Source organism: Luteolibacter sp. AS25, assembly GCF_046736275.1.
Lineage (GTDB): Bacteria > Verrucomicrobiota > Verrucomicrobiia > Verrucomicrobiales > Akkermansiaceae > Luteolibacter.
In genome coordinates this window covers 1,645,002-1,660,149 of sequence record NZ_CP151837.1, presented here as the reverse complement: position 1 = coordinate 1,660,149, position 15,148 = coordinate 1,645,002, and the positions used below count along the sequence as shown (strand labels likewise).

Below are 15,148 nucleotides of genomic sequence, written 5' to 3'. Positions count from 1 at the left end.
GATGGGCGGCAGTTCTAATTTTCCTCGTCTTCGGCGCGGAGTGCGCGATCCGAATAATATACCATATCCATACCTACGAGAGTGGCACGGTATGGATAGCGACGGGTGATTTCTTGGATTTTCTGGTCTTTATCGTAAATGGTAACGCCCGGCGGGTAGGTGGCGAGGAAAACGCGACCATCTAGAATGATAGAAGCGAAGTCCTTATATTTAGCCGATACTGTGGTGATGCTTCCATCTCCGTGTGAAGTCGGAGAAATCAGGATACCGGCAATCGGTGTCTCAAGGTTAGCGGCATTTGTTTCGATTTCTATGAAATCTTTTTTATCGAGCGGGAGCCAGACCGAAACGCGATCGGCATACCATGCGACAGCCCATGGCTGGTCCGAGAAGCAGATTTGTTTCTCCGTAAGCCATTTACTGAGACCAAGATTAAGCGCAGGCGCCCAGTATGGCGGCCAATGCGGGATACCTCCGCCGCTATTGTTATCCATGCCGAGTTTTACTTTCCTCGGAAGTGCAAGCGCGAGAGGGAGGGCGCAAATACCGATGATCACCACGTAGTGGACATTGCGCAGGAGTGGCGTGGCGGCGACGACGGGAAGCTTGCTCCAAAGGATGGAGACAAAGGCGAGTCCATACGCTGTCATGATGGGAGCGAAGAGGAGATGGGTCTGATTTGGATCGAGCGAATCCGTGGAAATCCCGAAGATTGCGAGGCCGAAGGCAGAAACAGCAAACATGATCAGAATCGCCCAGCGAAAATTAGCGATGGCAGGGCGGCGGAACGGATGTAGCAGAGAAAGGAAAAAGAGCGGAGCGACGATGATGGCACCGAGGAACGGGACGATGGTTGTCGTTTGGGTAAGCGTCGTCTGAATGATACTGGAGAGGAATCCTTGGTTTAGCAGCGGGTATGAATCGATATTCAATGTCCGCATGACGATGTCTTCTTTTCCGCCGCCGATTCCATTGTAGAGATTCAGGAAGGCAACGCCGAACGGGCTGCCATCGATGCTGTTGTTTCGGAGCAGAATGAAGACGAACGGAACAATCAGAATAACCAGAGCGGCGAGACCGACGATACCCCGGGGGCGGAAGAAAACGGCCGCGAAAATGATGTATCCGAGAGCTATCCAGACGGTGAGGAAATGCGTAAGCGACAGCAGTGTGAAGAAAACCGCCGCAATGATAGCGGGAACGAAGGGTACGCGACCTTCCGATGATTCCTCGACTGCACGATAAACAAAGTAGAGCGCGCAGGAAAAGAGGAGGAGCATCAACATCTGGGGCAGCCCGCTAAGCGAATAATTCCAGAAGGTATCGCAAAACAGCATAAGGATGGCTGTTACGGCGGCGATTTTCGCGTCGAATATCCTAGAGACGAGAAGATAACAGACTCCAATGGATATAAGGAAACACAAGGTGGACACCGTCGCAATTACACGGTCCAACGGGAAAATCCTCTCATCATCTGCCATTCGCCACTGATCTGCATCGTCCGCGCCAATAAGTTTGAACACGGCTGCGTTGAGTAGTGGGTTGAGCGGTGAGTGATAGGTATCCTGAAAGCCGGTAAACGGAACTGTGCGTTTCTGATGATCGACGGTTTTCTGATAAGCTACCGGGCGGATGAACTTGGTGGTGAAGCCATTGCCACGAGCTACTTCCCGGGCGATTTGCGCCTGATCCATTGCCGCAGGAGCGTTCAGACCACGAAAAAGAGTAAAAAGATTTCCAAGAGTGAGAGCAACGAGAACAAGGAAGAACAGGCTACGTCTGATTAGAACGCCGGTATCGATTTTTGCTGTAGGGTTACTCATGGAGGAAAGAGGGGGATATCTTAACGGACAGTATACTTAAAGCCCTAGTTCTTTGATTTTTCGTTGGAGCGTTCTGCGGCTAATGCCGAGTAGTTCTGCTGCTTGCGTGCGATTGTCTCCGCTCTGTGCAAGGGCGGCGCGGATCGCGTTGTTTTCGAGTTCATGCAAATTGAATTCGAGAGGGGCTGCAAGGGAGTTTTCGGGCCGGGCCGGGGCGCTATTGGAAATCGGTCGATTCGAATTCAAGAAAGTCGGCAAGTGCCTTACATCTATGATGTCGTCGTTTGACATGACTACTCCGTGCTCAATGGCGGTGCGGAGTTCGCGGACGTTTCCTGGCCAATTATAACTGATCAAACTGTGTATTGCCTCGTCAGTCAGCGGCTTCACAGGTCGCTGGTTTTCCTCGGCGAATTCCTTCAGGAAGGCATTTGCCATAAGGACGATATCCTCCGGACGCTGCCTGAGCGTCGGCATCTGGATGGAAACGACATTGAGGCGAAAATATAGATCCTCGCGGAAGGTGCCTTCGTCCGCGAGTTGACGGAGATTTTTGTTGGTGGCGGCGATCAGGCGCACATCGACATTGATCGGATTATTGGAACCCACGCGCTCAATGGAGCGCTCCGATAGGGCCCGAAGTAGTTTCACTTGGGTAGCTGGATCAATTTCGCCGATTTCATCGAGAAACAACGTTCCGCCATCGGCTTGCTCGAAGCGGCCGATCCGCTTCTGGGCTGCCCCCGTGAAAGCTCCTTTCTCGTGGCCGAAAAGTTCGGATTCCAGGAGCTGCGGGGAAAGTGCCGCACAGTTAACGATCACCAGCTTGGAAGCGGGGCGTCCGGAGAGGTGGTGGATCGCGTTTGCGACGACTTCCTTTCCGGTGCCTGATTCACCCTCAATAAGAACGGTGGCTTTGGTGGGTGCCACCTGCTCGATTAAATCGGTGACACGCTGAATCTCAGGGGATTTACCAATCAAGCGGGAAAGTGTGCCGCCTTTCTTTACCTGCTTGGTGAGCTGGATGTTTTCAGTCTCGAGATTTTTCGATCTCAAAGCTCTTTTCAGGAGCATCTCCACTTCATCAATATTCAGTGGTTTGGTGACGAAATGGAAGGCTCCCCGCCGCATTGCCTCGACTGCGGTATCGACGGATCCGTAGGCGGTCATCATCAAAATGATCGGCGGGGAAGATAGCTTGTTGGTCGTATCAATCAGATCCATTCCGGAGTCGCCACCAATCCGTAAGTCTGTGAGCATTAGATCTATCTGCTCATTTTTAAGAATAAACAGTGCCTCAGTATTATTTGAAGCCAGGTAGACATCGAACTCCTCTTCGAGAGCAGTCCGGAGTCCTTCGCGGGTGGCACGTTCGTCGTCGACAATAAGAAGTGTAGGAAGCACAGGTGTGGGAGTCTGGAGGCACTGCCTGAGATTTCCAAGCTAAAGATCAATCACGGGAGCCGGGAGCATCCGCGGTCTTGGTGCTGTGTGCGGAAGGTGGATGAGAATTTCCGTGCCGGCTTCCGGCTGGGACTGAATTTCGATTTCACCCCCGTGCTCGCGGATAATGCGCCGGACTATGAGAAGACCCAGACCGCTGCCGGTGGACTTTGTGGTGCGGTATGGTTCGAAAAGACTGCCCATATTCTCATGAGGAATTCCTGTTCCGTTGTCCGAAATTGAGATCAGAAAATCCGTTTCAGTGGAATGGGTATGAATCTCGATGAGCCCTTCATCAGACGAGATGGATTGGTAGGCGTTCCGCAGGAGATTGTAGAAGACCTGCTGGAATTGGTCGGGATCGATCAATGCCTTTGGCAAGGTTTCCGAAAGTTCGAGGTTCACCGATATGTTCCGTGAGGCTATTTCCGGCTCCAGGAGCTTGAGTGTCTGGTGAAGAACCGCATTCAGATCGTGTGGTGAACGGCTAGGAGTAGTGGGGCGGACGGCGTTGAGAAATTGCTTCAGGATTGTATCCAGACGGCTGATTTCGTTGCGGGCGGTCTTGAGGTGCTCGGTAAGATCCTTCCGCTCACCGGGAGCGAGCTTATTGATCTTCCGATTGAGAAGCTGGAGGTGGATATCCAGCGAATTAAGAGGATTTCCGATCTCGTGGGCTACTCCTGCAGCCAGAAGGGTAAGTGCATTTAGTCTCTCCGACTCTATGTTTTGCTGGGTTTCAGCATGGCTGCTGGTATTGTCCCTGATGAGCATGACCTGGCCGAGCGGGAGTTCCTGATTTTTAGGATCGTCGATGGGCGAAAGGTAGAAATTGAGCATTCGATGCTCCGGGTAGAAGATTTCGATATCGCGGGAGATCGCCTGCTTCGAGCGCTTCAGGGAAATGGTATCGATCCCGCGGATTTTGGAGGATATTTTCTCTCCGAGGGAATTCTCCGGGGTGATGCCGAAAAACTGGCAGGCCGCACGATTGAGAAACATAATTTTCCCTTCGGGATCAATGATGATGAGGCCTTCCTGCAGGGCCTCGAACACATTTTCCAGAAAGCCCTTCTCCTGGATCAGACGCGTGACGATTTGGTGAATTTCTTCTGGTTCCACCCGATCCAGGCGGGAGACGAGCTTTTCTAGGAATCCGGATTTCACAAGGCCAAGAATGAGCTGCACTGGCGGGCTTGCCAATGCTTAAGCAACCGGGAAAGCCATCTCTTGAGGTCTATCCATGTTCTGACCGGGTGCCATTTGTTTCAATGCTTGAGATTTTTGATGAGACAGTGAAATTAGGTGAATTATGAATCGAAAACTCAGAATGGGAATGGTGGGAGGAGGTCGCGGGGCATTCATTGGTGCAGTGCACCGAATGGCTGCAAATCTGGACGGAAAAATCGAGTTGGTAGCGGGGTGTTTCTCCTCGGATCCGGAGAAATCCAAGGCTTCGGGTGATGATTTGTTTCTCTCTCCGGATCGGGTTTATCGCTCTTATGAGGAAATGGCTGAGAAGGAGAGCGCACTGGCGCCAGGCGAGCGAATTGATTTCGTGAGCATCGTAGCTCGGAACGATTTGCATTTCAGAGTAGCTGAAAAATTCCTGAAGAGTGGAATCCATGTGATTTGCGAGAAGCCGCTGGCGCTATCTCTGGATGAGGGGAAAAAGCTGGAAGCTATCGTCAAGGAGAGCGGATTGGTATTTGCGCTGACGCATAATTACACCGGGTATCCAATGGTGAAGGAGGCGAAGGCGATGGTGAAGGAGGGCAAGCTCGGTAAAATACTGAAAATCGTGGCCGAATATCCACAAGGCTACGCGATCTCGGACTATGAAGCTGCCAGCGAAGGCGATGGCAAGATTTCCAACTGGCGGATGGACCCAAGTATTTCAGGAGTTTCCAACTGCATAGGCGACATCGGGTCTCACGCGGAAAATCTCGCGCAATACATCTCCGGCCTGAAGCTGGAAGAGGTTTCCGCGGATCTGAATACATTCATTCCGGGAAGAAATCTCGATGATGACGGATCGATGCTGTGCCGCTACGAGGGTGGTGCGCGCGGTGTTCTTTTTGCCTCTCAGATATCCACTGGTGAGGAAAATAACCTGAACATCCGTATCTACGGGACCAAGGCTTCGATCGAATGGCACCAGGAACATCCGAATGAACTGGTCGTGAAATATGCGGACAAACCACGGGAAACCTGGCGCCGTGGAAACTCCTACAATGGCGAGGCTGCAGCGAAATACACCCGACTCCCGTTCGGTCACCCGGAGGCGTTTATCGAAGCATTTGCAAATGTCTACCTAGCTGCTGCGGAAGCAATTTCCGACGCGATCGAGGGCAATTACAAGGGAGCTGATTCTTATGATTTCCCAACTGTCGCCGATGGAGTGGAAGGCATGGCATTCATTGAAGCAGCCGTGAAATCGTCTTCCGAGAACGGAGCTTGGACCAAGATCTGATCAGTAAACGCGGCGAACGGAGTGACTGAAGTAATGCTGGGTTACAAGGTCCGAGAATCGCTCGAGGCCTTCCGCAATGTCCTTCAGTTCCTCCGCATTCGGTTCCTCCGCTGAGTCGAAACGCTCATTCAAGGCATCTACCTTTGCGGAAATTTTCGGAAATAGCCCGTAGTCCTTGTCACCGGGGTAAAAGCTAACTTCGTTTTTCAAGGACTGGATTTGGAAAACAACCGAGCGTGGGTTGAACCGATCATGGAAAAGAAGATCGACTACTCCGCTCCAGGCAGGGCGCGAGAAGTATTTACGCCGGTAGGTCATAACACTATCGCAAATCTCGATCAGGGGTTCGAGCACCGGTGAGTCTGTGGCCGCAGTATGTAACAGGGTGGAAATACACCATCCACGCTCAATACGGCGACCTGTCTCAAGGAAACGCCAGCCCTGACCGCGGATCATATTCTCTGCCTGCATTCCGGAGAAGGCGGCGAGATGGAGAACCATACGATCAAGCGTATGAAGTAGATCCGCAGCCCGGGGGGTCCGGTTTGCGCGATCAACGATATTTTTAAGCTGATTGAAGAAAATCCAAGTATCATCCGAAAGGCGGTCTCGGGCACTTGCCGCGTTAACTATAAGATTATCAACCAGTCCGGTAAGAGAACCCGGAATTTCCTTACTGAAGATAAGATTCGCGATTTGAGAAACGGAACGCATCTCGCCGGCCTGTTCGGAAACGATTCCACTCCCTTTGAGAAGGCGGAGACAGTTCCCCAGTTGTTCTCGCTGACGGCGGCCGCTTTCGCCCTCCATGTATCTGAGGGTGACACGGAGCATGCGAGTAACCATTTCCACACGTTCCACATATCGTCCTACCCAGTAGAGTTGCTCGGCGATCCGGCTAGGAACATCCGGTGTGACGCCAATGGTTTCCGGCTGGATCGGGCTGGTGAGATCGATCCCGGGATCAGGAGATGCGGATTTTCCGGCAAGCCATACGTCTTTCGTGAAGCCTTCGTGTTCCGGCCAGAGTTGCGGGGGAATACCTGCTTTACCCACGCGGGCGAGTCCGCCCGGGAGAACCTCGAAACCATCGCTTCCGTTGAGGGTAAAAGAGCGGAGGACCGTTGGTTTTCCCTGAATCGTCCGACCGTGCATGGACGGAACGAGGCTGGGAGACATGTTCTGTTGTGCAACGAAATCCCAAGGTCTGCGTGAAATTTCCGCCGTCCATTCTTTTTTCGAGGCTGCGGAAAGATTGGACCATTTTACCGGCAGTAGTTTGTCCTTACCAAAGGCAGAAAGTAGGATGTAGGGGGATAAATCGCCGAGAATTTTTTCACGAACCGACTTCTGGCCAAGCCACCAGCTTTCAACGAAGGGAAGTAGAAGATCTTCTCCCAACCATTTGCGGCAGATGAGTGGCAGGAAGGGCTGGAGTGCTGCGGAACCAGCAAAACCGGAACCGGGAGCATTCATAATGGCTACATTTCCCGAGCGCCATGCTTCGATCAGGCCGGGAACCCCGCCTTTTCCGGATGTCCAGAATTCGAGAGGGTCGATCCCGTGATCGTCGAGGCGTGAGATTACGCCATCCACACGGCGCAGGCCGCCAAGGGTTTTTAGGAATACCCTGCGTTCACGAACTGTTAGATCCGCTGCTTCGACCAAGGAAATACCGAGGAGCCGCGCCTTATAGGCATGTTCGAAATAGGATGGGTGACGGTAGCCGGGGGTCAGAAAGACGATCGTAGAGACCCCGCCGCGGCTCGTCTGCAGATCCTGGAGCGTGGTGTGCTCCGCATCAAAAAACGGCTTCAGCTTAGCCACTTGGGTAGCCTCGAAAAGATCCGGAAGCACAGAAGAAACAACGCTACGGTTTTCAAGGGTCTGCCCAAGGCCGCCGGGTGTGTGTGTATGATCACGGAGGACAGTCCAGACACCACGCGGGGAGCGGATCAAATCACAACCGCTAATCATCAGGCGATTCCCGCCGGCAGGTTGTATATCACGGGTGGATTGGTGAAAATCCGGGCTGGCGTGAACCAAATCAGGTGGGATAAGACCCTCCTGGAGCAATTTACGGGGACCATAGAGATCGGATAATACTGTCTCCAGAAGTTTCATGCGCTGGGCCAGACCTTTCTGTATGGTTTCCCATTCCTGCCATTCGAGGATGAAGGGAATCGGATCTATCTCATAAGGTTGCCCCGCACCGCCCACGTCACGGTAGACGTTGAAGGTAGTTCCAAGATCATCGAGCATCCGACTGGTATCCTCGAGGAGGACCTTGCGCTGCTCCGACGTCCAGCCGTTGATGCGGCTATGCATGGCTTCCCATTGGGGACGCACCTGCCCGCGATGATCCAGGAGCTCGTTCCAAGCTGTGCTGGTGGCCGGCGTGCTGGCGCCTCCAGCCGCCGAAGCGGGCTTGAATGTCTGCTGTTGGAACATGAATTTTCTAGGAATGAGCTGGATAAGCAGAAGCCCAACGGAGTGTTGGGCCTCTGGATCTTATCTTGGGGAAAATTTTCTTACACAGGATCGGGTGACATTCGCAAATCCAAAGTGAAAGGGAAATCCGGGCTCATTTTCGGTTCCTTGATCTGCACTTTGCCGCCGGTGTGTCCGTACCTGAAAAAGCGGGCGAGACGGCGCGCTTCCGCTTCGAAGGAATTGACCGGGAATGACTCATGGCTACGGCCACCCGGGTGGGAGGCGTGGTATTTGCAGCCCGCGATGGCGGAGTTGTTCCAAGTATCCACCAGATCAAATGTGAGTGGTGTGTGTACAGGAATGGTCGGGTGGAGACAGTTCGGTGGCTGCCATGCACGGTAGCGGACTCCTGCAACATACTCACCGTGCGTGCCGGTAGGATGGAGAGGGACGCGGTAGCCGTTGCAGGTGAGGACGTGGCGCTCACCTGTCATGCCTTTGAGTTTCACTTCCAGGCGCTCGACGGAGGAGTCCACGAAGCGGACTGCGCCGCCTGCGGAACCTTCTTCGCCTAGGACGTGCCAAGGCTCGATGGCGTGGCGGAGTTCCAGATCGATACCGAATTGGTTAATTTCACCGATACGCGGGAAGCGGAATTCCAAATGGGAATCGAACCAACTGCTGTCCATTTCATATCCATGGTCTCCAAGATCCGAAAGGACTTCATTGAAATCCTGCCAGACGAAGTGAGGTAGCATCCAGCGATCGTGGATTGCACTGTCCCAGCGGACAAGTGGCTTTTCGTAAGGCTCTTTCCAGAAGCGCGAAACAAGACCGCGAAGCACAAGATGCTGTGCAAGGCTCATGCGGGAGTGCGGTGGCATCTCGAAACCGCGCATTTCCAGAAGTCCAAGACGGCCTGTGGCACTGTCCGGAGAGTAAAGCTTATCGATGCAGAATTCCGCGCGGTGGGTGTTACCGGTGGAATCGATGAGTAGATTCCGGAAGGCGCGGTCCACTTTCCATGGGACTGAGTTTCCATCTCCTTCCAGAGTGCGGAATGCGACCTCCAGCTCGTGAATCGAGTCATTGCGTGCTTCATCGATACGCGGAGCCTGGGATGTAGGACCGATGAACAGGCCGGAGAATAGATAGCTGAGGGACGGATGATGGTTCCAGAAGGTAATCATGCTGCGCAACAGGTCCGGACGGCGCAGAATCGGGCTATCCGATGGCGTATCACCACCGATGATAATGTGGTTACCACCGCCGGTTCCGGTGTGGCGACCGTCGACCATAAATTTCTCGGTAACGAGTCGGCACTGATGTGCCTCGTCATAGATGGTAGTGGTATTTTTCACCAACTCGTCCCACGTATGGGCCGGCTGAAGATTGACCTCGATGACTCCCGGGTCAGGAGTGACCTTCACAACCTCGATGCGTGGATCGTAGGATGGAGGGGTTCCTTCAAGGATGATCGGAAGCTTTTGCTCTGCTGCAACTTTCTCGATGACCGCAATCATTTCGAGGAAATCCTCTGTGGTATCAACCGGTGGAAGGAAAATATGAAGACGGCCGTCGCGAGGCTCCACACAGAGTGCCGAGCGGGTGATCCAGTTTGCACTTTCCTGATTGGCAGGCTCCTTCGCTAATAGTTCTTCAGCTCTGGCAAGCAGTTCCTTGAGATCCTCGTGATCGCCACTTGGCATGGAGGCGGCTGCTAGTTGGGCGGCCTTGGTATCAAGTGTTTCGGCATTTCCGACGCCACGGACCTGCATCTGTGTGCGGGTAGGCAGTGGAGGATGATCCGAGGTTGGGTCCTGTGGAATGCTCCATGGATATTCTTCCTTTTTGACCCATGGCAGAGAGTCGAGCGGAAGGCGGTAGCCCATCGCGGAATCACCGGGAAGAAGGAAAAGTGTTTCATCGCGCAGGAACCAAGGGCCGGATGTCCATTTCTTGGTGTCTCCGATATCTTTCTTTTTAAGCGGAAGAACGTGGCCTGTGACTTTGTTGAGACCTTCCTCGAAAATGCGGGCGATGCGGTCACGCTCCAGCTTATTTTTCAGATTGGACTTGAGGGGGTCCACGTTGGACGGCATGCGGCGCTCTTTCCACATGTAGTAGTAGGAGTCCTCGTAGGCAGGGATAACGTATTTCTCGTTCACGCCGAAGCCTTCTGCCAGCGCCTTGCTGAATCTCGCAGCTTCATCGGGGCCGAAGCCGTAGTCCTTGGACTCATCCGCGATAAGGGATTGATCCGCCCACATTGGTTCTCCGTCCTTGCGCCAGTAGCAGTTGAGGCTCCATCGTGGGAGTTGCTCGCCGGGATACCATTTTCCCTGACCATAAAAGAGGAAGCCGCCTGGAGCGAAATTATCCTTAAGACGTTTGATGAGTTTATCTGAAAGGCCACGTTTTGTAGGGCCTTGGGCGGCGGTATTCCACTCGGCACCGTCGAAGTCATCCATGGAGATGAAAGTCGGTTCGCCACCCATGGTCAGGCGGACGTCCATTTCCTTCATGTCCTTGTCGATCTTCTGCCCCATGGCATTGATGCGCTCCCATTCCTCATCGCTGTAGGGGAGGGTGGTCCGCGGGGATTCGTAGATGCGCTTCACGCTCATCTCGTGCTCCATGGTGGATTCGCAAGGATCCGTTCCACCGCTGATGGCTGCGGCGCTGACCGGACGCGGTGAGCATGCGAGAGGGATGTGACCTTCACCGGCAAGCAAGCCGGAAGTGGGGTCCAGACCGATCCAGCCGGCACCTGGAAGGTAAACTTCCGTCCATGCATGGAGGTCGGTGAAATCAACTTCTGTGCCGCTCGGTCCATCGAGGCTTTTGACATCCGATTTCAGCTGGATGAGGTAGCCGGAAACGAAGCGTGCCGCGAGTCCCATACCGCGGAGCACATTAACCAGCATCCAGGCGGAGTCACGGCAGGAGCCGGATGCCTTCTCGAGGGTCTCCTCCGGAGTTTGAACGCCGGGTTCCATACGGATTTTGTAGTCCACTGCTTTCTGCGCGGCGGCATTCAGTTCCACGAGCACATCGATTGTGCGTCCGGACTTTTTCCGGAAGAAATTCATGCAATGGTTCATCCTGCGGCCCGCGCCCTCGACTTCGAGGTAGGGGGCAAGCTCCTTGGCTACTTCCTCATCATAGCTGAACGGATAATTCTCCGCTTTTTCCTCGAGGAAGAAGTCGAAGGGATTGTGAACAGCCATTTCAACGACGAGATCAACCTCGACGTCCATGCGCTTCATCGGCTCATTGAAAACCAAGCGTGCCAGGTAGTTCCCCTGAGGGTCTTGCTGCCAGTTTACGAAGTGATCCCCGGGACCAACTTTGAGTGAGTAGGCGAGGATACGGGTCTTTGCATGAGCAGCTGGCCTGAGGCGAACCACATGGGGTCCGTGCTCTACCGAGCGGTCATATTCGTAACTGGTTCTGTGATGAAGTGCGACGTGGATGGACATATGGAACTGGCAGGAGAAATTTACCTATGCCTCCTTAAGCACCGCGTGTGCCACGGGCAAGCACCTTCGCTCACGAGAGCTTGAAAATATGAACGTCTACAAGCCTTCTAACAGATATAATTTTTTCTTGTGATCAAAGAAAGACCCGCAGGAGGAAACCAATAGCCTCGATCGCTGAAAGACCTATACCAAATCCATAATCGACGGTATTCATCGTGGGTGGGTTGGTCAGGCTTCGCGCGCTATGAACTCGGCCTCTTCCTCGTGGGAGTGGATCTGAAGATTTACCTGCACACCTTCCTTTTCAGCTGCTGCCTTCAGCACGCTGCGAATGGCGGAAGCAGTGAAGCCGTTGCGGCCGATCAGCATGGCCACGTCTTCACGATCAAGGATTAGTTTGAAGCGGAGTTTCTTCGGTCCAAGCTCAGCCACCTTGAGCTGTGCCTTGGCCGGATTATCGATGAGTTTTACCGCTACGAATTGTAAAAAATTCTTCAATCTGTCTGTCACCGCTTGCATGGGCCGAATGTTCTCCATGGCGGGGCACACCGCAAGTAAGAAGGTTCTACAAGATTACAGGTTCACGACCTGCGTTCATTTATTTAATGGCCCGCCGGTCACAATCCAATAGGGTGGCGAAATGAAACCCATATTTCTATCTGTCGCCTTCGTTTCGATTCTTGGTCTCGGTATGCTTTCCGCCGAGGAAGGATTTGTTCCGATTTTCGACGGGGAATCTCTGGAAGGCTGGAAGGCAGCACGGAGTGACAAGGCAGGTGAATGGGGTCCTTTCCGGATAAACTCGGAGGAGCGGGCAATCCATGTATACCGTGGAGAAGAGGCCGAATCGAAACAGCAGAACGACTGCCTGTATACGGAGAAGGAATACAGCAAGTTTGTTCTCCGCATGGAATACAAGTGGCTGGAAAAACGATTTGCACCTCGCACTGACTGGGACAGGGATGCGGGCCTGCTGTTCCACATCCATGGAAAGGTTGATAAAGTCTGGCCGAACTCGATAGAGATGCAGATAGGGGAAACCCCGGGCGATGCGTCGCTGGAGAATATGGGACGCCGGTTTCATAGCGGAGACCTTTTCGTTTTAGGAAAGGGCCTGAGTTGCCAAACGACAAAAACAGGAAATATTTATGATCCTGCGGCAGAATTGATGGATTCCCGTTCCTGCCCGACAGTTCTGGGAAAGGAAAAACCAAAAGGGGAATGGAACGAGATGGAAATCACCGTCGACGGCGCGAATTCGGCCACCTTCAAACTGAACGGAGAAATTGTGCACAAAATCGAAAATCTGGAGACAACGATCGAGGGACAGAAAGTCCCACTGGCTAAGGGTAGGATCGGAGTCCAGGCCGAGTGGGCCGAGCTGATGTATCGGAACATCAGGATCAAGGAACTGGACTGATTGGCCGCCATGCGATCACCCGGCAAAAGCTAAAATCTGCCCCGCAAACGTATGCCCCGGAGCCAAGGAAGGGAATATCTGGTGCGCGAGTAGAGAAACAGTTCTTGCCCAAGGTCTGCCAGTATGGTTTTTGATTTCCCAGACGTGAGTACCAAGCCTTCCGAACCATTGCCTGCCGACCTTGAAATTAAAGACGCCCAACTGATTTTTAACCGAGTCTGGAAGGAGTTGGAAGTGAATCCAGGTATTGAAAATCTACGTTTCCCGAAGGAAGTGATCCTTCTGGGCGGTGCTCCGGGTTCAGGAAAAGGGACAAACACAAATTTCATAAGAGAAGTCCGCGGAATCGCTTCGCATCCGATTGTGATTAGCAATCTCCTCAGCTCCCCGGATGCCGAGAAAATCAAGGCCGCAGGAGGAATGGTTGGCGATGAGGAGGTGCTCCGTTTGATGTTGCACGAGATGCTCAAGCCGGAATTCCGCGAAAGCGTCGTATTGGACGGCTTCCCCCGCACAGATGTGCAGGTTGAGTGCCTTAAACTGCTCTACGACAACATGGTACGGCTTCGTAATGAATTTTCAGGCACTCCCTTGGCCCAGCATTTCCGTCAACCCGTCTTCCACATCATGGTCCTCTTCGTCGATGAGGCGGAAAGCGTTGCACGCCAGATGAAGCGCGGACAGGAAACACTGGCGCACAACGCGGAAGTGAAAACATCCGGTGTAGGCAAGCTCTGGGAAGAGCGCGCCACGGACTTCGATCCCGAACTGGCCCGTGGCCGCTACAGAACATTCAAGGAGCAGACCTACGATGCGCTAGTCTCCCTGAAGAAACTTTTTCACTACCATTTCATCAATGCCCAGCTGCCTATCAAGGCGGTGCAGGAGAATATCGTCCGTGAGCTGGAGTATCAAAGCTCCCTTGAGCTGGATCCTCAGACCTACGATACATTGCGCCACATTCCTTTGGCGGATGAGGTCATCACACAGGCACGTCAGGAATTGGTAAACCGACTGGACGCCTACCAGATGGAGCATCCCGAGCTATTCAAGAAGGTAGTGGACTTCGTCTATGAAAAGATGATGCCGACCATTAAGCGCTACGCGGTGACAGGCCGGGCACGCATCAGCACCGAAGACGCGATGTTCAGGAATCCGGTAGCCCTTGCGATGCTGATCGACGTTCATTCCGAGCGTGGATTCAAGGCAATGGTCGATATTCGCAGGCAGGAAATCCCGTCCAGATTCGATCTTGAGACCGGTGAAATCCACACCCGCGTGAAGACAGTCTACAGGATCACAATCTTCTTCAAGGGATCGAAAATTCGTCGCGGGTAGGCCTTCGAATGTCTTTTCTGCGCGTCTCACGGGAAATCATTCAAAGATTGTATGACTTTTCTGGACTAGGCGGCGGAAAGTGGTTTCAGTAGCGCCTCTTCCTATGTGAAGAAAGCCTCTGTGGTGGAATGGTAGACACTGCGGATTTAAAATCCGTTGCTTTCAACGGCGTGCCGGTTCGAGTCCGGCCAGAGGTATTTTTTTTATTGTTCGTCCAGTGGATCTGGGCAGGTGGCGCGCAAACGGCAGCGCCCGCAATACTCGCCTAGAAAAAGCTCATCCACCCAGTCCATCAGCGGGCGCACCTGGGATCTCTCGTCGGTGAGGATTCCCGCCTCGAAATTTCTTTTATCCGGATGCTTTGCGCCAAGGCCGGCGCCGGTAAGGTTTGCGGAAGTGATGAAGGCTTTCTTTCCATCGATAATAATCGCCTTGGTGTGGACTCTGGGGCAGAGGGCGCGCTCGAAAAGATCGCTCTGTATTAGAGCGGGGTATTTATCGAAATCTTTTCTAAAACGCGGGCCTGGTTCTTTCGCGTGGATGAGGCGGACGGCAATTCCGTTTTCCACGAGATCGGAGAGTACAGAGAGAAACGGAACGGAGCGTTTTCCGCGGATGACATACATATCCTTTATATCGGCGGTGATGATCCAGAGGAACTTTCGCGTGGCAGGGATCTCTTCCTCAACGATGCGCTTGTAGATATCTTCGTTTAAGATCAGCTCGGTCATCGCGG

Annotated in this window: 10 protein-coding genes and 1 tRNA gene; 4 read left to right on the top strand and 7 right to left on the bottom strand. The window is 53.2% G+C overall.

Annotated features, from left to right (window positions below; genetic code table 11):
* Positions 1-14: 14 nt before the first annotated feature.
* Genes AAGA79_RS07650 through AAGA79_RS07640 form a run of 3 tightly spaced genes read right to left on the bottom strand, consistent with a single transcriptional unit; the run spans position 15 to position 4,454 of the window.
* Positions 15-1,823, bottom strand: coding sequence for a glycosyltransferase family 39 protein (locus AAGA79_RS07650; RefSeq protein ID WP_411828182.1), 1,809 nt, complete (start codon positions 1,821-1,823; stop codon positions 15-17).
* A 36-nt stretch (positions 1,824-1,859) separates the two neighbouring features.
* The gene (locus AAGA79_RS07645) at positions 1,860-3,227 is read right to left on the bottom strand and encodes a sigma-54-dependent transcriptional regulator (protein WP_411828181.1); all 1,368 of its coding nucleotides are present in this window, start codon (positions 3,225-3,227) and stop codon (positions 1,860-1,862) included.
* A 39-nt stretch (positions 3,228-3,266) separates the two neighbouring features.
* Positions 3,267-4,454, bottom strand: coding sequence for a sensor histidine kinase (locus tag AAGA79_RS07640; RefSeq protein ID WP_411828180.1), 1,188 nt, complete (start codon positions 4,452-4,454; stop codon positions 3,267-3,269).
* Between the two features lie 124 nt (positions 4,455-4,578).
* On the opposite strand from AAGA79_RS07640, the gene AAGA79_RS07635 reads away from it, so the two are divergent.
* Positions 4,579-5,739 (top strand): Gfo/Idh/MocA family protein, encoded by a 1,161-nt coding sequence (locus AAGA79_RS07635; RefSeq protein WP_411828179.1) that lies wholly within the window; start codon positions 4,579-4,581, stop codon positions 5,737-5,739.
* Here the strand turns inward: AAGA79_RS07635 and AAGA79_RS07630 are convergent, their stop codons facing one another.
* The 3 genes from AAGA79_RS07630 to AAGA79_RS07620 form a co-directional block, all read right to left on the bottom strand.
* Positions 5,740-8,190, bottom strand: coding sequence for a circularly permuted type 2 ATP-grasp protein (locus tag AAGA79_RS07630; RefSeq protein WP_411828178.1), 2,451 nt, complete (start codon positions 8,188-8,190; stop codon positions 5,740-5,742). It abuts the gene before it with no gap.
* Between the two features lie 80 nt (positions 8,191-8,270).
* Complete coding sequence (locus AAGA79_RS07625) at positions 8,271-11,654, bottom strand: DUF2126 domain-containing protein (RefSeq protein WP_411828177.1); 3,384 nt, start codon at positions 11,652-11,654, stop codon at positions 8,271-8,273.
* Between the two features lie 228 nt (positions 11,655-11,882).
* Positions 11,883-12,173, bottom strand: coding sequence for a KH domain-containing protein (locus tag AAGA79_RS07620; protein WP_411828176.1), 291 nt, complete (start codon positions 12,171-12,173; stop codon positions 11,883-11,885).
* A 121-nt stretch (positions 12,174-12,294) separates the two neighbouring features.
* On the opposite strand from AAGA79_RS07620, the gene AAGA79_RS07615 reads away from it, so the two are divergent.
* The 3 genes from AAGA79_RS07615 (at position 12,295) to AAGA79_RS07605 (ending at position 14,609) form a co-directional block, all read left to right on the top strand.
* Complete coding sequence (locus AAGA79_RS07615; RefSeq protein WP_411828175.1) at positions 12,295-13,074, top strand: DUF1080 domain-containing protein; 780 nt, start codon at positions 12,295-12,297, stop codon at positions 13,072-13,074.
* A gap of 144 nt (positions 13,075-13,218) precedes the next feature.
* Positions 13,219-14,412 (top strand): nucleoside monophosphate kinase, encoded by a 1,194-nt coding sequence (locus tag AAGA79_RS07610; RefSeq protein ID WP_411828174.1) that lies wholly within the window; start codon positions 13,219-13,221, stop codon positions 14,410-14,412.
* A 114-nt stretch (positions 14,413-14,526) separates the two neighbouring features.
* Positions 14,527-14,609: transfer RNA gene (locus AAGA79_RS07605), tRNA-Leu, on the top strand.
* A gap of 6 nt (positions 14,610-14,615) precedes the next feature.
* On the opposite strand, the gene AAGA79_RS07600 is transcribed toward AAGA79_RS07605, so the two are convergent.
* The gene (locus AAGA79_RS07600) at positions 14,616-15,143 is read right to left on the bottom strand and encodes a phospholipase D-like domain-containing protein (RefSeq protein ID WP_411828173.1); all 528 of its coding nucleotides are present in this window, start codon (positions 15,141-15,143) and stop codon (positions 14,616-14,618) included.
* Between the last annotated feature and the right edge of the window lie 5 nt (positions 15,144-15,148).